Source organism: Photobacterium satsumensis, assembly GCF_050336935.1.
Classification (GTDB): domain Bacteria; phylum Pseudomonadota; class Gammaproteobacteria; order Enterobacterales; family Vibrionaceae; genus Photobacterium; species Photobacterium satsumensis.
The window spans coordinates 91,366-115,346 of record NZ_JAKJSK010000006.1; the positions used below are offsets into that span (position 1 = coordinate 91,366).

The following is a 23,981-nucleotide window of genomic DNA, read 5'->3' on the forward strand; positions in this document are numbered from 1 at the left end:
TAATTTAAGTGGTTGAAAACAATACTGTGAAATAAGCAATTGTGTGGTTCTGCTCGACTTGGGTATAGTGGTTAAAGAAAGAAAAATGATGGGATGATTTATGCTTTCACCAACAACAAAAATAAAAATTCATAGCTTCGGGCGTTTTCTGACCAATATGGTGCTGCCTAATATTGGTGCATTTATCGCGTGGGGCTTTTTAACCGCATTGTTTATTCCAACAGGTTGGTGGCCGAATGAGACGGTAGCCCAACTTGTCGAGCCAATGATCATTTATTTGCTACCCCTGTTGATCGGATATTCCGGTGGTAAGTTGGTTGGTGGAGAGCGCGGCGCTGTGGTGGGGGCCGTGACAACCATGGGAGCCATTGTTGGTACTGATATCCCGATGTTCATGGGAGCGATGATCCTTGGTCCTATGGGCGGTTGGATCATTAATAAGTTCGATAAAGCCATTGAAGGGAAGGTGAAAAGTGGCTTTGAGATGTTGGTGAACAACTTCTCTTCCGGCATTATTGGGATGGTTTGTGCCATCATTGCCTTTTTTATGATTGGCCCGGCGGTAAAAATGGTATCGGTGGCGCTGGCTGCTGGTGTAAACGCCATGATAAATGCGGGTTTATTACCCTTAACGTCTATTTTTGTTGAGCCTGCTAAAATCCTGTTTTTGAACAATGCAATAAATCACGGGATATTTTCACCATTGGGTGTCCAGCAGGTCAGGGAAATGGGCGACTCGATGTTCTTCCTGATCGAAGCCAATCCGGGGCCAGGGCTCGGCATTCTGCTTGCCTATATGGTTTTTGGCAAAGGGATGGCTAAGCAAACGGCTGGTGGCGCTACAATCATTCACTTTTTCGGCGGCATTCATGAGATTTATTTTCCTTATATCCTGATGAAACCAAGGTTGATTCTTGCGGCGATTGCTGGCGGTATGACAGGGGTATTTGTACTGTCATTCTTTGATGCAGGGATGGTTTCACCGGCTTCGCCGGGTTCGATTTTTTCCATATTGTTGCTGACGCCAAAATCTTCATTCTTGGGTGTGGTGCTATCTATTGTCTCAGCGGCGGTGGTTTCTTTTATCGTTGCGGGAATTTTGCTCAAGACAGAGCCATCAGAAGATGAAAAGGATGAAAAGACACATAACGTGGCGTCATAAGATGGTACAATTACTTTCATAACAACAGGTTAAGGAAGCTAAGTGCTATCCTTTTGTTACAGAGATACTTAATTTATGGCACATAGTGACCAAGAGTCTGACATTTTAGAGCGTCTCAATGATGCCCCAACCGTACGAGGTTTTTTCATCACTTCTGTTGAGGTGTTTGATGAGGCGGTTGAAAACTTGATCCAACGGATTTTCCGCAAAGACGATTTTGCGGTGAAGTCTGTGGTCGAGCCTTTATTGAGCCAGTCTGGCCCACTCGGCGAGTTGTCCGTCCGTTTAAAGTTGCTGTTTGGTCTGGGCGTGGTGGAAGACAATGTTTATCACGACATTGAAGCAATCATCAAGCTGCGAGACTTCTTGAACAAAGAAGGTAAAGAATACAGTTTTACTGAGCCTGCGATTGTAGATGCGATAAAGCAGCTGCATATGGTGCAAACGATGGGGGTGGTATTACTGGACGTGGCGCCGCCAGACGATGATACCGATATTACTTTTTACCAGATGCAGCTTGCCCGTCAGGAACAAGTTATAAAATCGGCTATGGCACTGGCTGTTTCCGGTATTTGTGGCGAACTTGATAAAGAAAGTCCTTTCTAACTCTTTGCATTTTCCTGACGCTAGCCCTAACTTTTCGCCTGTTTTGCTTTTCATTTTTGCACTCTCTACACATAATGAACGGCAAGATGTAGCTAAAACGGGTTAGCCGTGGAAAAAAGAAAACGCATAACGATAGCCGATATTGCCAAACTGGCAGGGGTGTCCAAAACAACCGCAAGTATGGTGCTCAATGGCAGGGCATCCACTTTTCGGATCAAAGATGAGACTCGGGAACGGGTTTTGGCGGTGGCGAAAGAGCAAAAATACTCGCCGAATGTCCATGCTAAATCTCTGCAAGCCAAACGCTCTGATGCAATCGGCTTGGTGATCCCTGATCTGACAAACTTTGGTTTTGCTTCAATATCCCGTGAGCTGGAACGCTTATGCCGCGAGGCGGACTTGCAGTTATTTATTGCTTGCTCTGAAGATAATCCCACTATCGAACAGCAGGCTGTCGAGGGATTGGTGAAGCGGCAGGTTGATGGGCTGATCATTGCGTCAAGCCAGACGGATGACGAGTATTTTCAAACCCTGACCAAACAGATCCCAGTACTTCAACTCGATCGCCATATCGGTCAGTCATCACTGCCTATGGTGATCACTGATGCTGCCAAGGTGACTGCAGAGCTGATCAATAAAACTGCCAAGTCAGTTGATGAGTTCTATTATTTTGGTGGTCAGTTGGAATTGTCTCCGAGTCGCCATCGTCTAGCCGGCTTCAAATTAGGTCTGAATAGGGCGGGTTTGGTGCTGGATGATCATTGGATTCGCCATCGTGATTATCAAACCGAGTCTGGTTATATTCTGATGGAGCAACTGCATCAAGAGCTAGGTAGATTGCCCCAGGCACTATTTACCGCCTCCTATACCTTGCTCGAAGGGGTGCTGCGTTATCTCAATGAGCACAAGTTGCTCGACGCGTTATTAACTAAAGAAATGCGTCTGGTGACGTTTGATAACCATGATTTGCTAGATTGCCTGCCTTTGAACATCGATTCGATTGCACAAAATAGTGAAGAACTGGCAAAGAGAAGCTTTCAGCTTATTCAATTGCTGATGACTAGCCAAAATGTCAATCCGACGACCTTTGCCTTGGATGCAACAATCCGCTGGCGAAGCTAAAGCTCGTCTTATTTCCCCTGCTAGCAACTAGTAGGGGCTGTTTTTTTCTTTGAAATACAGCAACGGTAAAACGATAAACTTACCGATGTTCTAAAACCCCCTGCAAAAGTTTGATTACACTCACACCTTTATTACCTTTCCATGTGTGTTTAACGACATATAGCCTGATCACAAAAAAGTACAAAGTTGTTTTGGTGATCACAAAGCTAAACGGTTTTAGCATCTTTTTCTCGATCTGCTAAAACAGTTTAGCAATAATCGCAGCGAACACAATGATTAGCATATATAACAATTATCCGGAGTAACTTTTATGAAACGTAGTGGTCTATTCAAACTGTCCCTAGCGGCTTTGGCAGTAACAACTTCTCTGACTGCAACAGCTGGGATCAGCATCATTGATAACGAGCAAGGCAGCTTCTCTATTGGTGGTGATGTTGAGTTTGATTTCAACTATCAAGATAACGATAAAGCCGATCAGCTAAACCGTGGTAAAGACTCTAACTACAATCAAACGGGCCGTGTGTTAGTTGAATTCGCCGGTGAGCGCAAAACAGAAAGCGGCCACTACTTGGCAATCAAAGCCCAGCCACTGATGGATTCAAACGGTGAAGTAAACCTGGATGATGCATATTTCTCGTTCGGTGAGCAGGGTGGCTGGGATCTACGAATGGGTCGTTTTGAAGCTTACGACATGTTCCCGGTAGGCCAAGATACTTTCCTTGAATACTCGGGCGATACAGCCAATGATCTTTACCGTGATGGTGCAGGTTATATTTATCAGATGAAGGAAGCCCGCGGCCGTGCGACTTCAGCTGGCCAGCTTATGTATAGCCAGAACTTCGAGAACCTATATGTTGAGCTAGCTAGTGTGATCGGTGAGCGTGCGGATTTATTTGGTACAAATACTGAGGACCAGGGTGTTACTTACCATGGTCGTGAGGTTGTCTCGAACAAAGATGCGATTGTTCTTCGCCCAGTCATTGCTTATCAGATGGGGGATTTCAGTATTGCCGGTGCGATGGAAGCTAACCTTGTCAAAGATGCTGTTATTGACAGCGAAGGTAACGATGTCAGCGACCGTATTGGTTATGGTCTAACGGCCAACTACACACTCAATGACCTATCGGTGAATGCGAACTTTGCCTACCTGGATGCACTGAATGAGAAAGATACCTCTTTGGGCCTTAACGTGCTGTGGAAAGGGTTTGGTCTTGGATATATCTATGGTGTGAACGACTTTGATGCAGACTCTAATTTCTACGACGGTAAAGTGAAAATTGATACGTTCTATGCATCCTATGAGTTTGCTAACGTATTGGATGTGGAAGACTTCTCTATTTATCTAGGTGCGTTCCACACTAGCCTGAATGAAGAAGGGACGCGTTTGAACGATGGTGCCATGTTCAGTGAACTTGATGACAAAGGTGCGCGTGTACGCTTTAAGTACTTCTTCTAAGCTAGGAGTCTTTTTCTAATATTTATTGTTCTGTTCAGTCCTTTTTGGCAACAGTCGATTCTGTTGCCACTTTTACTCGGGAAGTGATATTCACTTCCCGATTTTTATCTTATTGGTTAAGCGATTACCACCAAGCTTCGAATTGCACCCCAACGTTGAACTCGGAATCTACTGTTGAAACAACATTGTTGTCGTCGATGCTGTCGATATTCGAGAAGTAGGTACCGTATAGGCGAATTTCTGGACGGGCAAAGAAATCCTCTCCTGCATTCCAAGCTTGAGCAATCGTCAATTTTTGGCCGGAAAGATCCTTGCCACTGGTATCTTGGTTGTTGAAGTAACCTGCTTCAAAAATGGTTTTGTGGTGTTTGTCCCAGCTATATACAGGGCGAACCACGGCAGAAAAGTAAGTCAGGTCGTCATTCTGGTTGGCTTCGATATCGTCAATGGTGGATGACCATAGCAGCTGGTGGCCTAACTCAATATTCTCGGTTAAGTTGACTACACCCCAGTTGATCAAACGGTAAGCACTGCCGCCACTTTCTGTGTTGGCATGGTAGGTGGTACCTGCGCCAAAGGTAGCAAGCTCGGTGGCATAACCTTCTGTACCGTATTGAAGTACTGTTTTGTTAAAGCCATTGTTTAGGTTTTGGGTGATCTGGGCTGTGGCCATCACGCCATCTTTACTGTCTTTGGCTTCTTGGGATGCATCATCAGAAGGATTGGTAATTGCGTAATTAACGCCCAGCTCTAAATCGGCATTGCTCCAAAGGTCGATCCCGGCATATCGCATGTCGATAACATTGACGTTTAGCCCTTCACCGCGGTTACCGATATCCTCAATCATATTGTCATCGTTACGGATCACCGCAAACGAGAAGCGGCCATCACCCAAGTTGAGGTTTTCGATACCCGCACCGGCACCAGATGTATTCCAATAATAAAAATCAGTAATGTGAATATCATGGCGTTGGTAATAGCGCTTACCTGCCCATAGTGTTGCTTCCGGGGCAAAGTTCAAAATGCCAGTTGCCTGTACATTCAATTGGCGGAAATCGATAAAGCCGTTTTCTTCGTCATCTTTGAGTGATTCAAAAATGTTAGAGCCGTCACTGCCGACAGCAAGCATGGAGTCGAAGAAAAAGCGGGCGCCGTCTTCGTTGTAGATTTCTTTTCCTAGACCAAATTCTGCAAAGGTATCGGCTTCGTTACCCAAACGGCCAAGTTGTTGCTTATTGAATTCGACATTCTGCCCATTATCACCGCTAATCCCTATCCCTGAGCGTGCATAACCATGGAATACAAAGCTGTCATCGGCAAATACGCTCGGTGCTAATAGTGCCGCTGAAATTGCCAGCGCGGTAAGGTTCATCTTCATCATTTTTCATCCCTTCAATGGAAATGGTTTGGTAATACGTATTGGATTTATTTTTATGGGAATGTTCCCACTTGTTGGCGAGGGATAATGGCAGGGAAGTGTATTCAGGTAAATGGGAATGTTCCCACTCCGTGAATCGGTTCACATTATGTTTAATACGATCGAAGCGGGTATTTTAGTGCGAGGCTAATAAAATATCTTTTATATCAGTGACATGCGTTGCAAGCGTTTCATTGAGGTGATAAATGCCGACAATGCCTGTCTGTGGTGGTGAGGTCGAGGGGAGTGGGACGATATCAAATTGCTCGAAATAGTCAGCCATGCTTTTGGTATAAGGCATTATAGCTTTGGAACTTGCTAACAAGTCTAGGCTGGCGCTGAGAGAGTTGATTTCATAATTAATTCGCTCGCTCTGTTTCTTGCGCTCTTTTTCCTGCTGTTTGGGGTGTGGGTTTTCAATTAAGTGCTGGTAACTGTCTTGATCTGGGGTGACTTGCAGCAGTGGGTACAAGTGACTGCCATCATCGGCATGGCCGCTGATTAATAACGGGTGGGAGCGATGAACAAACAGGGCTTCTTGATCTTGCAAAATTGGGGTGAAATGTACGTTGCAGCGACGGGATAATCCGTGAATTTCATGGCCGATAAACAAGTCGATATGACCGTGGATCAGCATATCCATTAACTTGAGGTGATTGCCAAACTCGAGCTGAATTGAAATACCGGGGTGCCGGCTGCAATAGCTTTGTAATGCGGATTTTACAAATATCTCCCACCAGGCATCTCCGGTACCCATTTTTATCTTTTCTGTTTTCCTTGCTTTGAGATCGGCGAGTTTATCCAGCATGGTATCGTGACGGCGGCTTAACTCCTGCACTTGCTCTTGGAACAGCTTACCGTATTCGGTCAGCTCTACCCCTTTGGAGCGGCGGGTGAATAAGGTGACATCCAAGCTTTTTTCTAATTTTTTCATATTGTTGGTGAGCGTTGGCTGGCTCAGGTTTAGCTGCTCAGCGGCAGAGCTGATATTGCCATGTTCTGCAATGGCGAGAAACTGGCGGTAGTGCTTGTCCATCGTTAAAAACCAGTGAAATATCTTTGCAAGCAGTCTCACATTTTTTGAAATCCATCACAAAGCGAAAGGGTCCGAACTTGTGATCTCAGTCGTTAATTATCTTTATGATATAGGAAAAAGCTATATCACTGGTGGGGCGATGTATTTTCCATAATGAGGGCGGCGTCATAAGATATTGCTAATTACGATACCAAGACTTCTTATAGAGGGTTTGCCATGAATATTACGCCTAAATGGTGGCACGATGCCGTTGTATATCAGATTTACCCACGCAGTTTTTGCGATAGCAACAATGACGGTATGGGTGATCTTCAGGGTATTATCAGCAAGTTGGATTACCTGAAGACCTTGGGTGTCAACGTCCTTTGGTTGTCGCCGGTGTATAAATCACCGATGGATGACAATGGTTATGATATTTCCGATTACCAAGATATCGCCCCCGAGTTTGGCACCATGGCTGATATGGATGAGTTGTTGGCTGAAGCGAAAAAACGTGATATTCGCATCATTATGGATTTGGTGGTTAACCATACTTCCGATGAACACCCTTGGTTTATCGAAGCGCGTAAATCAAAAGATAACCCTTATCGCGATTATTATGTTTGGCGCCAACCGGCAGAAGACGGTGGGGTACCGGATGAGATGGGCTCTGTATTTGGTGGAAGCGGCTGGGAGTTCGATGAGCAAACCGGCGAATACTTCCTGCACATTTTCTCTAAGCGCCAGCCTGACTTGAACTGGGAAAACCCGAAGGTTCAAGAGGAAGTGCATAAGATGATGAATTGGTGGATCGATAAGGGGATCGGTGGTTTCCGCCTCGACGTTATTGATCTTATTGGTAAGGAAATTGATAAGAAAATCACCGGAAATGGCCCACGCCTTCACCCGTTGATCCAGCAGATGAACCGAGCGACCTTCGGTGATAAGGATTTGCTGACAGTGGGTGAAACGTGGGATGCCACGCCTGAGATTGCCAAGCTGTATAGCGATCCTGCTCGTGAAGAGTTTTCTATGGTCTTCCAGTTTGAGCATATTAGCTTGACCTGGAAGCACGGTGATAAGTGGCAGCCGATTCCGCTAGATCTGCCAACCTTCAAGAAAGTGTTAACCAAGTGGCAGGTTGAATTAGCCGACGGCGGCTGGAATTCATTGTTCTGGAACAACCACGATCTTCCTCGCGTTGTGTCGAAATATGGCTGTGATGGGCAGTACCGTGTCGAGTCGGCGAAAATGCTCGCAACGACGTTACATATGATGAAAGGTACGCCTTACATCTATCAAGGTGAAGAGATCGGCATGACCAATGTCGCGTTCGACAGCATTGATGAATACCGCGATATCGAGACGTTGAATTTCTACAAAGAGCGAACGGAGAATGGCGTCGCACCAGAGACGATGTTGGCAGCGGTACATGAAAACAGCCGTGATAACGGGCGTACCCCAATGCAATGGAACGACAGTGATAACGGTGGTTTCTCATCGGTCGAGCCATGGATCAAGGCCAACCCGAACTTCCCTGAAGTGAATGTAAACGCTGCGCTAGACGATCAGAGTTCAGTGTTCTACCACTACCAGAAGCTGATTGAGCTGCGTAAATCCTTGCCTGTTATCGTATACGGTGAATTTGAGCCAGTATTTGAAGAGCACGATAAAGTCTTTGGCTATGTCCGCTCTGATGCAAACCAGCGTTTGTTTGTACTCAATAACTTTACGGCAGAAGAGATCACCTTGGTATTGCCAGAGCATATACAGGCCCAGCAGGTGGAGTGTGTGATTGCGAACTATGAGCCTCATCAAACACTGCCAGCGACGATGACACTGAAACCTTATGAGTCATTTGCCGTGTTGCTGCCGGAAAACCGTTAATATCCGTAACTGCAGTTAATTGTCATTATTGTTGTTAGGCTTGGCTCTATTTCATTGCTGAAATAGAGCCCTTTTTGCTTTCGTTTATTTATTGTTTATTTATTCATTGCGGGCTGAAAATTATGCATTATAAAATTGACGGTAATCAGGTTATATTTACTCTTCCCATCGCATGTGAAAAATTATACTTAAAAGGGACGTTTACTAATTGGAAGCTCGATGAAGGTTTTCGATTTAAAAAAATGGAAGACGGTTGCCGGTTGACAAAAAGCGTTAATGAAGTGAATAAAATTGGTAACTCCGGCTATATTGAATACGTTATTTGGAATGAAGAAACGCAGACTTCTGTTGAAATAGGTCACCTTAAAGAGGGTTACTATTTTAATAACCAAAGCAATGGAGGCTTTAACAACCTATTGTTTCTAGAAGCCCCTTCTAAGAGCCAGTTAGAAGAGATATCAGAGGCGTCTAAGCAATCTTTCATTATAAAAAACCAAAAAGGACATTTTTCTTCAGACTATCAACTCGCTAACTTTCGTGGTGTCACCGGTGGTGAGTTAAAATCAGATTGGCTTTTCCGTTCTTACCATCCCGTTACGCCCTCCAGAGGGGATCATTCAGAGCTAAAGATGATTGAGCCGATCAGGCAAGAGGCTGTTATGGCGCTAGCGGAGTATCATCAGATCCACAGTGTCATTAATTTATCAGACAGTGAAGAGGCACTTGCCGAGTCTATGATAACTGCGCCCGAAAGTTACTATCACGCCTGCTGGCAAAGGGGGAGTGTACACAGTGTACCAGTGGCATACGAGACCGTGTATTTCATGTCAGACAGGAATGAGCCACTAAATCATGATGAGCTAGGTTTTGAAGATGGTATCCGGCGTTTGATTGCTGTCGTTGCCAACCATGCAGGGCCATATTTAGTCCATTGTCGGTTAGGCTCAGACAGAACGGGTGTCACGTGTGCTTTTCTTCAGCTGTTGATGGGGGCCTCGAAACAGGAAATCGCAGAAAATTACTTACAGACTAACCAGCTTGGAATTGGAGAATTCCGAAGCTTTAGGCTGTTGGAGCAAGCATTACAAGCCGCCATTGGCGAGGGCTGTTTTTCTGATGGGGACGAAAAAGTGAAAGCATACCTAATGAAGCTGAACATACCTGAAAAGTTAGTTGAGCAAGCCAAAACGAACTTATCCGCTTAAAGGCGTTATAAACGCAGCCCGACCTAAACCTTTAGGCCGGGCTGGAGTGTTTTGTGGTACGAGAAGGTTTAGTCGCGGTACAAAATAGTTAGCGATTGAGCGCCTTGCATATATGTTGTTTGTGCTTGACGGGAGCCAAGTGTTGCCTCAGACGTATCGCAGATCACTTGCCATTTACTGCCTTCCGGTAAACGGTAGCGGGTGGGTATCGTGGAGCTATTGATTAGGAATAACAGCTCTTTGCCGCAATCAAACAAGCCTAGGTATAATGAAAAAGCTTCGAGTCCTTGCCAGTCTTCAGCATTCATTGGCTGGCCATCCGAGCGGTTCCAATGTATCCGGTGTTGGCCCCTGTTATGCCCGCTGAAAGCGCGAATAAACGGTGACATGTAGGTTTTGCGGCGCTCTAGCATGGTAGCCAGCCACTGGCTGAATTCAGTTTTATCCTTGCACAGTGTCCAATCTGCCCAGCTGATCTCGTTGTCCTGGCAATAGGCGTTGTTATTTCCTCCCTGGGTGTGGGACAGGGCGTCAACAGCCAAAATATGGGGAATACCAAAGCTAAATAGCAGGGTCGTCATCAGGTTACGCTTTTGGCGTTCCCTGCGACTGAGTACCGCGTAGTTTGTGGTTTCCCCTTCAGCGCCTTGGTTGTTCGAGCGGTTGTCTCCATGGCCGTCGCGGTTGTTCTCACCGTTGGCGTGGTTATGCTTACGGTTGTATGACACCAGATCCTGCAGGGTAAAACCATCGTGGTAGGAAACAAAGTTGACCGGCAGCTTGTCGGGCCATTTCCCGGCACTGAACAAATCTCGTGAACCCATGATCCGGGTCGCAAATTCTTTGACATTTTTTTCACGGCATAACCAATAGCTCTTTACCGTGTCTCGGAATTTATCGTTACACTCGTTCCAACCTCGCGGGAAATAGCCCAACTGGTAGCCATCAGGGCCGATATCCCACGGTTCAGCAATTAACTTAACCTGTTGCAGGACAGGATCTTGTGCGATGGCCTTAAAGAAAGCGCTTTGGGTATTAAAGCGATCACCATGACGGCCTAGTGTCGCGGCCAAATCAAAACGGAATCCATCAATTTGATAATGGGTGACCCAGTGGCGCAGGGTATCAAGTACGATAGCCAAGCTTGGTTGATAAGTCAGATCAAAGGTGTTGCCACAACCGGTATGGTTTTTGTAGTTCTTGTGTGAGTCCTGTAAGTAATAGTTCTTATCTAGACATTTGAAGTGGAACTTGGGGCCGCCTTCCCCTCCTTCGGCGGTATGGTTGAACACGATATCCATGATCACTTCAATGCCATGGCGGTGGAGCTCCCTGACCATGGTCTTCATCTCGGTAACCGGATCGGTCGTCGCATAACGAGGCTCTGGAGCCATAAAGCATAAGCTGTTGTATCCCCAGTAGTTGAGCTTGTCCATCTTGAGCAGGTGCGGTTCTGACATGCAGGAAGTCACAGGGAGCAATTGAAGACTCGTGACACCTTGCTCTTTAAAGAAGTTGATCATCTCCGGCTGGCACAAGCCGAGGTAGGTACCTTGATACTTTTCCTCAATTTGAGGGTGTTGTTTGGTAAAGCCTTTTACGTGTGTTTCAAAAAGGATGGTTTCTTCAAATGGCACTTGAGGCAGAGTCGTGCCATCCCAATCAAAGCTGTGATCGACAACAACCGATTTGGTAAAGTGCCAACTTCTATCGGCAGTAAATGGTTCGATATAATAGGGGACTTTATTCAGCGCTTGGGCATAAGGGTCTAGTATTAGGCGAGATTCATTTTTATCTTTTATTTGGTAACCGTATACCTGCCCCTTTTTTATTCCTTCGACAAAAACATAATGTATATCTAAGTGTTGATTTTCTAGTTCAATAATGGTTTTTTTGTTGTTGTAATCAAATAAAACCAGTTGGATCTCTTTGTTGTCCGGGCAATGAATAGAAAAATTACAACCCTGATCACATAATGTAGCCCCTAGTGGAAATGGTTGAGCTAATTTAGCGAACATCCTGTACATCTCTTTGCTAATTTTACATATCTATAGTGCTATTTAAGCGGGAAAATTTTTTCAGTCAAGGAAAGTTTTTTTTTATAAAAAAATTAAATAAATTTGAGTTACCAATAATTTCAATAACAGTTAATAAAAGTGACTGGCTTCGTGTTTTTATGGCTTGATCTGTAATTTTCTTTCAGTTTTACGCCTAACCTTCGTGAGGCTTATCACGGAACACCTCTCCTCCCTATTTCCTACGCCCCTCTCATCCTCCCTCCTCCTCCCTTTTCGGGAGGATGTAGAAAACTGTATCAAGGCTGAATATGAGTCCCGAAAAGATTGCTAGATAGCAATCACGATAAAAAATATAAGTAAGGGACACTCCTATGAAACACAAGTTAGTACCTGTAGCAGCGGCATTACTTACCGCGCTAGCTTCACACAATGTAGCCGCTGAATCTGCCACTGATATCATCACTGATGGTTGGGAAGTACATGGTTACGGTTCAATGAACTTCCGTTTTAACGAAGACCTACAGTCATTTGATTCAGAACTGGGCAAGCCTGATTACCGCACCGCTGGTACATCTGGCAAAAGTGCTAACCAGATTGAATTTGTTCTAAAAAAACATACAGAGTTCGCAAACGGTGTTTACAGTGATTTTGTCACTCGTACTGAATACGGTAACGGCGACTCTTTTTACTACACATCTTCTGGTGCCGAGAAAACAAACACTGTTGCTCAGCTTGAAGTAAAAGAAGCCTATGTTGCTCTGGGTAACCTGCCTTACCTAGGTGATGGCACCGAGATCTGGGCCGGCCGCCGCTTCCTGAACCGTGCTGCAGGTATCCTATCTGGTGAATTCTGGAAACAGTCTTCTGGTATGGGTGCAGGTTTTGAAACTAACTTGAGCTCAGGCCACAAAACAGGTATCGCATTGGTATCTGCTGACCCAGAAGCGGGTCATGAAGATCGTCCTGCAGATGGTGAACGTACAACTGTTTCATCGCTAGACCTTTACTACTACGGTGTTCAGGCACTAGGCGGCAGCTTCGACTTTGACGCTAAGTTCATGACACGCGCTGACGAAGCACTTGAAGCTAATTCTGCAGATGATGGCTTCGGTGTGTCGGTAACCTATAACCGTGATTACTACGGTCTAGATGGTTGGACACAGACGGCAATTGCTTACGGTGAAGGTATCGGCGCTAACCGCGGTGTGAACTTCGGTGGCTGGAGCGGCGATTGGAAGGAAGACTCTAAGTCTCTATTCGTCACGTCTTACGGTGTTCTAAACATCAACAATAACTGGCAGCTAGGGACTGAATTTACCTACTGGGCGCCAGAAAATATGGGTTGGGCTGACTCAAATGCGCAGGATAAAGTAACGCGTTACATTGTCGCTGCTCGTCCTACTTACAAAGTGAACGATAACTTCCGTCTAGAGTTCACTGGCTCATACGCAAACGAAAAACTTGATGGCGATGATAACTGGGGTCGCTCAAGCGATTCTACAGACTTCTACACCCTTGAAGCAGCAACAGTATTTACTGTGAATGCTGACTACTTTGGTCGTCCACAAATCAAACCATACGTAACTTGGGTTGGTACTGACGACGAGAAAGCTGCTGGTGCTATCGGCATTACCGAAGAAGGTGAGAAAAACCAATTTGTATTCGGTGTTCACGCTGAAATCTGGTTCTAAATCACATTTTTATCAAGGCAGCCCTCGGGCTGCCTTTTCAAATTACATTGGCTATATACCTATTGGCTTTTTTTAGTAGATTAGTGAAAAGCAATAGGTATATACCCCGTTCATAAAAAGGGTATGGGAGATAAAATGAAAATAATGAAATTAACATTAGCGGCACTGCTGACGGCTTCACTGGTTGGCTGTGCAACTTCCCCTTCAACAGAAATTATCAAGGACGTGACAGTTACGCAGTCAGCTTGTTGCGAGACATTCAGCCAGTTTTCGTGGATTCCGATGAATGGTGACAGTATTGATTTTGCTGTTGATCAGTATTCACAAATCGGTGACTTTGCTGAGGGTAAAAGTTACTTTGCAGGCTTCGTTTTACCTGAAAATGTTGAACGTATGCGCGTAGACCTGAAAAGCTGGATGCGCTCAACAGGTGTGTTTGCACCAAAAGTGCTACTGCTTAGCCCAACTTTCGAAGTGGTTGACTCAATAGAGCTGGATGAATTTGATATTGCGCCGTCTGATATGTTCCGTTTATCTCGTTATGAAAAACGCTTCGAGTTAAGCCAAACAGAAACGCCATATATGGTGGTCTACTCGCCGCTGGAATACCGCGAAGGTGAAATCCAGATCCCGCATCCGGAGCGTATCCGTGCTGAAGAGCTAGGTTTGGCGCGTCCGATGGTGACCGACCCAATTATCCAACACCAAAAATTTGGTTCACTTGAGCTTGATATGAAGCCGACAGCTCTTCGTTCATATCGTGCAATTGAAGAGCCTAAGGCATCGGCAACGACTTCTGCTCCAGCTGCAGTAACCACAGCCACGGCGGCAAGTGTAGTGACTTCGTCATCGGCGAAGATGCTACCGGAGAGTGAAGCTTTCTATAACAGCCAGATTAAAGCGGCAGTAGAGAGCAATGATATGAAAAAAGCCCTGACCTTGATGGAAGAAGCCAAACGTGCAGGTTCAAGTACTGCGGAAACGACCTTCCTTGAGCTGATTAAAAAGTAAGGGTGCAGGTTTAAACAATACCCATTAATACGAGGTGTTTTTCGAATCCTCACCTTCAGGTAATTGGGTATATCGGGCAGGCGATCGTCTGCCCGTTCTCTTATCTATTATCTATATCGATTCTATTTGCTTGTATTGAGTTATTTTCATGACAGATTCTACGCATTCATCCGCTGATAAAAAGCGCACGACGAAGCAAAACAAAGAAGTGGTGTATCAGGTATTTACCCGGTTGTTCGGTAATACTCATACCACTAATAAGCCTTGGGGCACGTTGGAAGAGAACGGTGTTGGCAAGTTTGTTGATTTTACCGATAAGGCATTGAGTGAAATCAAAGCGCTGGGGGTGAGCCACATTTGGTATACCGGGGTGCCTCATCATGCATTGGTGCGAGATTACTCTGATTACGGAGTAGAAAATGATCATCCAAGCGTGGTTAAAGGGCGCGCTGGATCGCCTTATGCGGTTAAGGATTACTACAATGTGAATCCTGATCTCGCCGTTGACCCGGCAAACCGCCTTGAAGAGTTTAAGGCGTTAGTTGAGCGCTCACATAAGCAGGGTTTGAAGGTGATCATTGATATCGTCCCTAACCATGTTGCAAGGCGCTATCAGGGCCTGACTAACCCTGAGGGCGTAGAAGACTTTGGTGCTTCTGATGACACCAGCGTGGCCTACCATAAAGACAATAACTTTTATTACATTCCAGGCGAGAGGTTTACCGTCCCTGAATCTAAGGGAGGTTATAAGCCGTTGGGCGGAGAACACCACCCTACGTTGGCCACACCATTTGAAGAAACGCCCGCCAAATGGACCGGCAACGGCTCACGTTTGGCTCAGCCGGAGTTTGATGATTGGTATGAGACCGTCAAGGTGAACTACGGTATCCGTCCTGATGGCAGCAAAGATTTTGACGAACTGCCAGTTGGTTTCGATAAAGAAGATCACGCAGTGCATTTTGCCTTTTGGCAAGATAAAGACGTCCCTGATTCGTGGGTGAAGTTTCGTGATATAGCGCTGTATTGGCTTGCTATGGGTGTTGATGGTTTCCGCTATGATATGGCGGAAATGGTACCGGTTGAGTTCTGGAGTTATATGAACTCATCGATCAAGCAAACAAACCCTGAAGCCTTCCTGATGGCTGAGGTGTATCAGCCTGGCTTGTACCGTGACTACATCCGCCTAGGGAAAATGGATTACCTGTACGATAAGGTCGACCTGTACGATACCTTGAAGCTAGTGATGCAGGGCAAGGGGTCTACTGATGTAATTGTGGATGTGCAAGAGCAGTTGATGGATATTGAACACCATATGCTTCACTTCTTGGACAATCACGATGAGCAGCGTATTGCCAGCCCGGAGTTTGCAGGAGATGCCAATAAGGGTAAACCTGCCATGCTGGTCTCGACATTGCTAAGCACTTCGCCAACCATGCTTTACTTCGGCCAGGAAGTCGGTGAAGCCGGGGCCGAAGATGCGGGCTTTGGCCTGGCCTCACGTACTACGATATTTGACTATTTCGGTGTACCGAACCATCAACGCTGGATGAACCATGGTGAGTTCGATGGCGGTCAGCTAACAGAAGAAGAGCGTGGGCTACGAGATTTTTATCAGCGCTTGATGAATTTCTCTCTGAACAGCTCAGCGCTGATGGGGGAATATTTAGATCTGCACACTTACAACCGCCAACATGGGGTAGGGTATGACGATCAGCTGTTTGCGTTTAGTCGTTTTGATACCAGCGAGCAGTTAATCATGCTGGCGAATTTTGCAGATAGTGCAAAAGGTAGGGTGACGTTGTCACTGCCGGCGGTATTGATTGAACAATGGCAGCTTGTTGACGGTGAGTATCCGCTGGTTGAACGACTTTACGAGAAGTCTAACGCAACACTGATCGTTGAAAATGGGCTTGGCACAATCACGCTGGAGGTGGGTGCGCTGGATTGCTTTGTGCTGTCACTTGGAGCTAATAACTAATTAGCTGCTCGTTTTTCCACCCATATAGAGAGGCCACAGAAGTGTGGCCTTTGTTGTTTGTGGTGACTTTAGGGCTGAACTAGAAAATTTAAGCCAGATCACAAAAATACTTAACGTTTAGTTACATCAATTTTGCTAATAATTTCAATTCGTCAGCAAACATTAGCCTCAAAGCAATAGTGCGCATGGTACAATTTGAGTTACCAGATTGTTATTCATCCGTGTTGTTGGGAGAAGTCTATTGAGTACAGAATTAATTATGTTAGGGATGTCGGCTCTGATTGCCATCGGGATCCTGCTTCATCAGCCATCAAAAACCTTGGGCCTGCCTTCACTACTGATTTTTATCGGTGTCGGCCTATTGTTCGGTAATGGTGAATTTAATTTTGTTTATGACGATTTGGCGTTAACCTCATTCATCGGCTCGTTGGCCTTGAATGTGATTGTTTTTGTTGGGGGCTTGAATACTTCCAAAGCCAGTATCAAGGTGGCTTATAAAGAGGGAGGGGTGCTTTCGACTGTTGGTGTGTTGTTTACCACTGTCATTTTCGGTGGACTGCTCTACTACATCACTGACTTCAACATTTTAACCTGTCTGTTGTTTGCTGCTGTCGTTTCTTCAACCGATGCGGCGGCTGTGTTCTCTATCCTTGAATCAAAGAAACTTAAACTCAAAGAGTCAACCGACACTATTTTGGAGTTTGAATCGGCCACCAATGACCCGGTGGCATTATTGCTGGTGGCTATATTGACAGAGATGTTGGTTAATACGAACCAGCAGATCAGCGGGATCAGTATTGGCATTGAGCTTATTCAGCAGATCCTTGTCGGCCTAGGAGCGGGTTACCTTATCGGTTGGTGCTGCGTTTGGTTGCTAAACAAAATCAAGCTTGAAGAGTACGGCTTGATCCCTGTCTTCATTTTGGCGTGCTTCTTTATTGCAGCATATGGCAGCGATTTGCTTGGTGGTAATATCTTGGTATCGTCTTACGTCGCTGGCGTGGTGATCGGGAATGAACTTAAACGTGGCCGAGAGGTGAGTAAGCACTTCTTTAACAGCCTATCATGGCTTGCTCAGGCATTGATGTTTATTATCCTTGGCTTGCAGTTTTTCCCGAAAGAGCTGTTCAGTGATGTTTTCTCAGCCCTCTTACCGGCTGTCGCCCTGATATTTATTGCCAGACCGCTCGCCGTGTTCTTAAGCTACCTGCCTTTCAGAAAGGTATCGTTTAAGAAGAAGTTATTTATTTCAGCAATCGGTTTGAAAGGCGCAACGCCTATCGTATTTGCCCTGATCCCTGCCTCTGCGGGTGTGGCGGGCTCGCAAGAAATGGTCCACATGGTGTTCTTTATCGTGTTGATTTCTGTTGTGCTACAGGGCTGGGCTATCGAGCCTTTATCAAACAAACTAAAGTTGGTTGATAAATAGTTTTCTCACTTAACTCAAATGCAGTAGCCGTTAAATCGGTTACGAAAGGTGAAGACTTAGTAACTATCGAAAGGTTGCTAAGGTAAGAAGTGACAGCGCAAAGAAAACCCTCACTTTGATTGCAAGAGTGAGGGGTTTTTTATTGTTAGCCAAAACGGTTATCTAGATTAAGTAGACTCTGTGTAAAATAGGCTTTAAATCGAGGCCTTTTTAGCTTCGGCAACCCAAGCGTCAAATTGTTTTTGATTGGCTTTAATCCAACCGTTTACATGTGATTCGATGTCCGCAGTACTGTTTTTGCCTTGGCTCATCATCATGTTCTGTGCACTGACATCATTGATGTTGAGTTTGATAACTTCGAACAGTTTAGCGGCTGCTGGGTTCTTTTCAGCAAACTCTTTGTTGGCAACGATACGCATCGAGTTCATCTCAAAGCCATAATTCTTACCGTTGGCCAATGTTGTATCGATATTCTTGCGCTCGCCAGGTAGGGCGGAGAATGGTACTTCTAACCACACAACGTCTTTGCCCGGTACCAGTACACCGCTAACCCAGTATGGTGTCCAAGTGTAGTACAGGATAGACTCGCCTTTTTTGTAGCGCGAAATGGTATCTGCAATGATGGCTGCATAGTTGCCCTGATTGTGGGTAACAGTGTCACGTAGGCTGTAGGCGTTGAGTTGCTCTTCGATCACCATTTCACAGCCCCAGCCAGGGTTACAACCCGTTAGATCGGCTTTCCCGTCTCCATTGGCGTCAAACAGCTTGGCCAGTTCTGGATCTTTCAACTGTCCAATATTGGTAATACCGTATTTTTCAGCGGTTTTCTTGTCGATTAAGTAGCCTTGCGCTGCACCGCTGACATACTGCCCCTGGCGGTAGAATTTTTCGTCACCGCCAGACATAGTGTATTTATCAGCGTGAAGAGGGAACCAGCCAACAGCGAGGAAAGTGGCATCTCCTTTAGCGATAGACGTGTAACCGACGTTGTAATCCACTTCTTTTGTTGGCTGGACATCATAACCAAGTGCTTCGAGGGCGCGATTTACGATCAAAGTTTGAAAGGTTTCTTCGGCAACAGTTGACTGTACGGGTTGAACAGACACACCCTTACCCGGTAGTTCATTTGCCAGTGTATGACCGGAAAAACTGACAGAGGCGATAGCCCCGACTACAAGCGCTTTCTTCCATGAATTATACATTTGTTTTTCTCCTCAGGTTGATATCAGGCTGCTTCGTTTTGTTTTTACGTTTTAACAGGTATGAAACCGGACCGGTGTGGTACCAGCGTAATTTGGTATTACCCGCATTAGTGCCTAGGACTTGGGTAATGCGATCGAGCAAAATTGCTAGGATTACAATACCTAAGCCACCCACAGCGGCGAGCCCCATATCCAACCGGCCAATGCCACGAAGTACCATTTGGCCTAAGCCGCCGACAGCGATCATCGAAGCGATGACAACCATGGACAACGACAGCATCAGGGTTTGGTTAACCCCAGCCATGATGGTTGGAAGTGCTAAAGGGAGTTGAATGCGATATAGCATTTGTTTTTTGTTTGCGCCAAATGAATGACCCGCTTCAATTAACTCCTCAGGCACTTGCTGAATCCCTAAAATGGTTAAGCGTACCACTGGCGGTAGGGCAAAGATGATGGTGACAACGACGCCGGGGACATTACCTATCCCGAACAACATGACGATTGGCACCAAATACACAAAAGCCGGGGTGGTTTGCATCGCATCAAGAATGGGGCGAATAAATTTCGCGGCGGTGTTGTTTCTCGCGAGCCAGATACCCATAGGGAGTCCGATCAGCAGGCAGAAGAAAACTGAGGTCAAGACCAAGGCCAGCGTTGTCATAGCTTGTGACCAAGCGCCGATTAAACCAATAAACACCAGCGATGCGAGGGTTGATATACCCAACCGGAAATTTGAAAACTGCCATGCTAATAAGAATAAGATAAGCAGCATGAACGGGGCCGGTGTTGAAACCAGTGCCGTTTCGAAAGACGAGAGAATGAAATCGATAGGTACACGAATGGCCTGAAATACAGGGCGTCCGTGTTCGACTAACCAATTGAGGCCAGATTCCACCCAGCTATCAAGCGGTAGAACGGCATCTTGAAAGGGGTGCAACAAATCGAAAGGCTTCTCCTCAACGACTTCTGAGCTTAGCCAGTCTGGGCCTGATGAGGTATCTGTTCCTTGTGACCAAGGATCACTTTGTTGGCTTGTTGGTTGTGACCAAGGATCGTTATTCGTTTGTTCTGATGACATGAGACTAATCCTTATCCAGTGTTTGTAGAAGACGTGATTTAGTCACGACACCTAAGTAGTGACCTTGCTCGTCAACAACCGGGACGGCATAGGGCACGCTCGCAACAAGGCCTAAGATGGCGTTAATTGGCTGATTAGGTTGTAAAGTGATCGTATCTTCTAGCTGGGCACTGGCTAATGAACGGTTCTCCTTATGCGCAAGCTGCAGCGAGTCAAGTGAGACGATGCCAGAAAAGCGGCTGGCTTTATCAATAACGATACCGTAATCGCGGTCATGATCCATTAAGAGCTGCAATGCGGAGCCTGGACCATCGTTTTCCGATTTTTTGAACATCGCTGAGGGTTTTTTACGGGCGATATCTTTAGCTGTCAGTACATTGGCTATGTTTACACCGCGGAAAAAGGCTTCGACATAGTCATTGGCCGGACGGTGAAGAATTTCATCTGGTGTACCGACTTGAACGACTTCACCGTTTTGCATAATCGCAATCCGATCCCCGATCCGCATCGCTTCATCCAGATCATGGGAGATGAACACGATTGTTCGCTTATCATCGTTTTGTAAACGAATCAGCTCATCTTGCATCTCTGTTCTAATAAGAGGGTCCAGTGCTGAAAACGCTTCGTCCATGAGCAAAATATCAGGGTCGCAAGCCAGTGCTCGAGCCAAACCAACACGTTGCTTCATGCCGCCAGACAATTCATCAGGGTAGGATTCTGCATAAGGGTCGAGGCCGACACGTCTCAGTGCTGACAGTGCACTGACGTTTCTGTCTTTAACATTGACGCCGGCCAACTCAAGGCCAAAAGCGGTATTTTCAATCACTGTCATGTGAGGCATCAGTGCAAAATTTTGAAATACCATTGAAATGTTGTTGCGGCGAACTTCTCGAAGTTCTTCTTCTGAGATATGGGCAATGTCTTTTCCCTTCAGGTAGACGCTGCCTTTAGTGGGTTCTATTAATCGGTTCAGTAGCCGTACTAGCGTCGACTTTCCAGAGCCGGATAAGCCCATGATGACGAAAATCTCTCCTTCATTGATGGTTAGAGAAACGTCGTTGACGCCAAGTGTGAGCCCGGTTTGTTCGAAAATGTGATCTTTATCTATGCCATTCTCGATAAGTGAGAATGCGCGGTCAGGATCGTTTCCAAACACTTTATATAGTCCCTTAACTTCCAGTATGGGAGCCATGTCAATCGTCCTTTTGAATATGTTTTGTTGCGTAACGTTTTGTACTCTAAATAATTTTATCTCACATTTCAATGTACACCGTACTGTATAGTGGGTGGGAATGATTATTGTTTTCTTGTTTGGTTGGCGGTGGCTTAATGCAAGTCTTTGTAATTTTAGTCTTTTATTTTTCTTGTTGTTTATTTTGTGTTGTTGGTTGTTATCCGTTGTAAGTGATTATTAATTTTTTAATTTGCATCATTCAATATAACCTTTCAGAAGGTAGCGTGGTGTGAGCTGCGTATTTTGTATAATGGTTAGTGCTCTAATTGATCTTTTGGTGTTTTCCTCTGTTCTTCTATTGCAGGTATACGAGCTTTAAAATACTTAGCGTTAGTTTGATTTGTTGTTGGCATAAATTGCTGCTACTTCGGTGAGTTTGGAGTAAGCCCAGCCGGCGGTGTCTCTGAGGGGCAAATGCAGTCATTAGTGTAAGACAATCTATGCTATCGCTCGGTATGAAGAGGAAATACGTTAGAACTCAAATTAATTTATTCTGACTGATAGTTGGTATAATTGTGATTTGGATCGCATAAAATGCTATTTATTCCATGATTGTTTGATTTTCTGTCAAGAAGAGTGCCCATAATAAAAAGGAAATTAATTAGAACTCGAAGGATTGTTTCTACACATGATCACATCAGCTCCTTGGGTGCAGTATCCAGAAGTTGGAGACGACTCAAGCAAAAAATGGAGTTTGCGTGCACCTAATCGCTCTGATGGTGATGACATTTACCGCCTTATCGCAGAATGTCCGCCATTAGATATGAACTCCGCTTATTGTAACTTCCTGCAATCTGCACACTTCAGTAGGACCTGTATTTTGGCTGAGCATAACAGTGAAATTGCGGGCTTTATTTCTGGCTATCAAAAACCGGATGAACCGAATGTACTTTTTGTTTGGCAGGTTGCTGTCGCCTCTGCTTTCAGAGGTAAAGGGTTGGCATTTAGCATGTTAGAAGCACTTATGAACAGAGAAGGGCTTGAAAACCTAACAGCGGTTGAAACCACTATCACCAAAGAAAATGAAGCCTCTTGGGCTCTGTTCAAAAAATTGGATTCTCTTCACGGCAACCTTAGCGAAGTGACGACTTTTCTTGATGAACAATCTCACTTTAATGGTAAGCATGATACAGAGTATCTCTATCGCATTTCCCTTAAGTAACCCTTAATAAATAGGAATTAAAAACGGTCTAATCATGGATATTTTTAATAAGCAGGAATCTAACGTACGCTCATACTCCAATAGTTTCCCCGTTGTTTTTCGCAAAGCAAAAGGGTGTTGGCTTGAAACGGATCAAGGCGAGCGATACTTAGACTTTCTTGCTGGTGCGGGATCTCTTAATTACGGTCACAACAATCCATTACTTAAGAAAGCGCTGCTTGAGTATATTGAAATGGATGGCATTGCACATGGTTTGGATATGCACTCGGAAGCAAAGGCGTTTTTCCTTGATGCCCTAAACCGGATAATCCTCGAGCCAAGAGGGTTAGAGTACAAAGTGCAATTTACAGGCCCAACAGGAACAAATGCGGTTGAAGCTGCTTTGAAATTAGCCAAAAAGGTGAAAGGGAGAAGCAGTATTGTCGCCTTTACCAATGGCTTTCATGGTTGCACGGCAGGCGCACTAGCGGCCACGGGAAACCAACATCACCGACAAGGTGCGGGCTCAGAACTGCACAATGTCACCCGTCTACCATTTGAAGGCTATGCCGGGGTTGATGGTCTTAAGCTATTCGAAACCATGTTGGCTGATAATTCCGCTGGTATCGATAAGCCTGCTGCCGTGCTACTTGAAACCGTACAAGGTGAAGGTGGCTTAAATGTTGCTTCGGACGAATGGCTGCAGAAATTAAGCCGAATTTGTCAGTCAAACGACATTTTGCTTATTGTTGATGATATTCAGGCAGGCTGTGGCCGTACCGGCACTTTCTTTAGTTTTGAGCCTTCAGGTATCCAGCCAGATATTGTCACGCTATCAAAGTCTATTAGCGGTTATGGTTTACCGATGGCTGTCGTGCTACTTAAACCACAACTTGATCATTGGAAACCGGGTGAGCACAACGGTACATTTCGTGGCAATAACCATGCGTTTATTACTGCTGCCCACGCCCTTGAAATTTATTGGTCCAATGCGAATTTTGAAACGCATATCCAGCAGTGCTCGCAACAGGTGAACGACATCCTTCTCCGGTGTAAGCAACGTTTTCCAGATATGTTCGTACAAAGCAAAGGACGCGGCATGATGATTGGCATTGAATGCCAGAGTGGTGATATCGCCAGTGATATCGCTAAAGCATGTTTTGGTAATGGTATGGTCATCGAAACGGCGGGCCCAAACGATGAAGTCGTGAAGTTCTTTTGTCCGCTAACAATTAGCGACGCTGAGTTGACCCAAGGATTGAACATATTCGAGGCTGCAGTAGAGGCGGTCGCGGAAAAATTTTACAAAAAAGCATCTTAACAGGGAAG

The 23,981-nt window shown here is 45.4% G+C and carries 17 protein-coding genes and 1 pseudogene; 12 read left to right on the plus strand and 6 right to left on the minus strand.

Annotation, left to right across the window (positions count from 1 at the left end; genetic code table 11):
• Nucleotides 1-100 precede the first annotated feature (100 nt).
• The 4 genes and pseudogenes from L4D79_RS00565 to L4D79_RS00580 all read left to right on the plus strand — a co-directional run.
• Nucleotides 101-1,135, plus strand: a pseudogene (locus L4D79_RS00565) (PTS mannitol transporter subunit IICBA); the annotation flags it as partial.
• Nucleotides 1,136-1,237: 102 nt separating this feature from the next.
• Nucleotides 1,238-1,768, plus strand: a complete 531-nt coding sequence (locus L4D79_RS00570) for an MltR family transcriptional regulator (RefSeq protein ID WP_428645933.1) — start codon at nucleotides 1,238-1,240, stop codon at nucleotides 1,766-1,768.
• Between the two features lie 108 nt (nucleotides 1,769-1,876).
• On the plus strand, nucleotides 1,877-2,890 hold the full coding sequence (locus L4D79_RS00575) for a LacI family DNA-binding transcriptional regulator (protein ID WP_428645935.1): 1,014 nt from the start codon (nucleotides 1,877-1,879) through the stop codon (nucleotides 2,888-2,890).
• A 310-nt stretch (nucleotides 2,891-3,200) separates the two neighbouring features.
• Nucleotides 3,201-4,346, plus strand: a complete 1,146-nt coding sequence (locus L4D79_RS00580; RefSeq protein WP_428645938.1) for a carbohydrate porin — start codon at nucleotides 3,201-3,203, stop codon at nucleotides 4,344-4,346.
• A 124-nt stretch (nucleotides 4,347-4,470) separates the two neighbouring features.
• On the opposite strand, the gene L4D79_RS00585 is transcribed toward L4D79_RS00580, so the two are convergent.
• Both L4D79_RS00585 and L4D79_RS00590 read right to left on the minus strand, forming a co-directional pair.
• Nucleotides 4,471-5,727, minus strand: a complete 1,257-nt coding sequence (locus tag L4D79_RS00585; RefSeq protein ID WP_428645940.1) for a maltoporin — start codon at nucleotides 5,725-5,727, stop codon at nucleotides 4,471-4,473.
• A gap of 172 nt (nucleotides 5,728-5,899) precedes the next feature.
• Nucleotides 5,900-6,799, minus strand: a complete 900-nt coding sequence (locus L4D79_RS00590) for a LysR family transcriptional regulator (RefSeq protein WP_428645943.1) — start codon at nucleotides 6,797-6,799, stop codon at nucleotides 5,900-5,902.
• 216 nt (nucleotides 6,800-7,015) lie between these two features.
• Between L4D79_RS00590 and L4D79_RS00595 the strand changes: the two genes are divergently transcribed.
• Nucleotides 7,016-8,665 carry a glycoside hydrolase family 13 protein gene (locus L4D79_RS00595; RefSeq protein ID WP_428645946.1) on the plus strand — a complete coding sequence of 550 codons (1,650 nt, stop codon included), beginning with the start codon at nucleotides 7,016-7,018 and terminating at the stop codon, nucleotides 8,663-8,665.
• A gap of 74 nt (nucleotides 8,666-8,739) precedes the next feature.
• The gene (locus L4D79_RS00600) at nucleotides 8,740-9,870 is read left to right on the plus strand and encodes a tyrosine-protein phosphatase (protein ID WP_428645949.1); all 1,131 of its coding nucleotides are present in this window, start codon (nucleotides 8,740-8,742) and stop codon (nucleotides 9,868-9,870) included.
• 68 nt (nucleotides 9,871-9,938) lie between these two features.
• On the opposite strand, the gene glgX is transcribed toward L4D79_RS00600, so the two are convergent.
• Nucleotides 9,939-11,888, minus strand: a complete 1,950-nt coding sequence (gene glgX / locus L4D79_RS00605) for a glycogen debranching protein GlgX (RefSeq protein WP_428645951.1) — start codon at nucleotides 11,886-11,888, stop codon at nucleotides 9,939-9,941.
• Between the two features lie 371 nt (nucleotides 11,889-12,259).
• On the opposite strand from glgX, the gene L4D79_RS00610 reads away from it, so the two are divergent.
• From L4D79_RS00610 to L4D79_RS00625, 4 genes are all read left to right on the plus strand, one after another.
• Entirely contained in the window at nucleotides 12,260-13,579 is a 1,320-nt protein-coding gene (locus L4D79_RS00610) for a carbohydrate porin (protein ID WP_428645954.1), read from the plus strand.
• A 135-nt stretch (nucleotides 13,580-13,714) separates the two neighbouring features.
• Nucleotides 13,715-14,590 (plus strand): MalM family protein, encoded by an 876-nt coding sequence (locus L4D79_RS00615; protein WP_428645957.1) that lies wholly within the window; start codon nucleotides 13,715-13,717, stop codon nucleotides 14,588-14,590.
• A 148-nt stretch (nucleotides 14,591-14,738) separates the two neighbouring features.
• Nucleotides 14,739-16,568, plus strand: coding sequence for an alpha-amylase family protein (locus L4D79_RS00620; protein WP_428645959.1), 1,830 nt, complete (start codon nucleotides 14,739-14,741; stop codon nucleotides 16,566-16,568).
• A gap of 241 nt (nucleotides 16,569-16,809) precedes the next feature.
• The gene (locus L4D79_RS00625; RefSeq protein WP_428645962.1) at nucleotides 16,810-17,997 is read left to right on the plus strand and encodes a potassium/proton antiporter; all 1,188 of its coding nucleotides are present in this window, start codon (nucleotides 16,810-16,812) and stop codon (nucleotides 17,995-17,997) included.
• 194 nt (nucleotides 17,998-18,191) lie between these two features.
• Here the strand turns inward: L4D79_RS00625 and proX are convergent, their stop codons facing one another.
• The 3 genes from proX to proV are packed head-to-tail and all read right to left on the minus strand — an operon-like array spanning nucleotide 18,192 to nucleotide 21,469.
• Complete coding sequence (proX, locus tag L4D79_RS00630) at nucleotides 18,192-19,199, minus strand: glycine betaine/L-proline ABC transporter substrate-binding protein ProX (protein WP_428645964.1); 1,008 nt, start codon at nucleotides 19,197-19,199, stop codon at nucleotides 18,192-18,194.
• Nucleotides 19,192-20,277: a glycine betaine/L-proline ABC transporter permease ProW gene (proW, locus tag L4D79_RS00635; protein ID WP_428645967.1), complete on the minus strand. Its 1,086-nt coding sequence runs from the start codon at nucleotides 20,275-20,277 to the stop codon at nucleotides 19,192-19,194. Before proW ends, proX begins: the two co-directional genes overlap by 8 nt.
• Nucleotides 20,278-20,281: 4 nt before the next feature.
• The gene (gene proV / locus L4D79_RS00640; RefSeq protein WP_428645970.1) at nucleotides 20,282-21,469 is read right to left on the minus strand and encodes a glycine betaine/L-proline ABC transporter ATP-binding protein ProV; all 1,188 of its coding nucleotides are present in this window, start codon (nucleotides 21,467-21,469) and stop codon (nucleotides 20,282-20,284) included.
• Nucleotides 21,470-22,139: 670 nt separating this feature from the next.
• Here proV and ectA point away from each other — a divergent pair.
• Both ectA and ectB read left to right on the plus strand, forming a co-directional pair.
• Nucleotides 22,140-22,673 carry a diaminobutyrate acetyltransferase gene (gene ectA / locus L4D79_RS00645; protein ID WP_428645973.1) on the plus strand — a complete coding sequence of 178 codons (534 nt, stop codon included), beginning with the start codon at nucleotides 22,140-22,142 and terminating at the stop codon, nucleotides 22,671-22,673.
• A 34-nt stretch (nucleotides 22,674-22,707) separates the two neighbouring features.
• Nucleotides 22,708-23,973 (plus strand): diaminobutyrate--2-oxoglutarate transaminase, encoded by a 1,266-nt coding sequence (gene ectB, locus L4D79_RS00650; protein WP_428645975.1) that lies wholly within the window; start codon nucleotides 22,708-22,710, stop codon nucleotides 23,971-23,973.
• Nucleotides 23,974-23,981 lie beyond the last annotated feature (8 nt).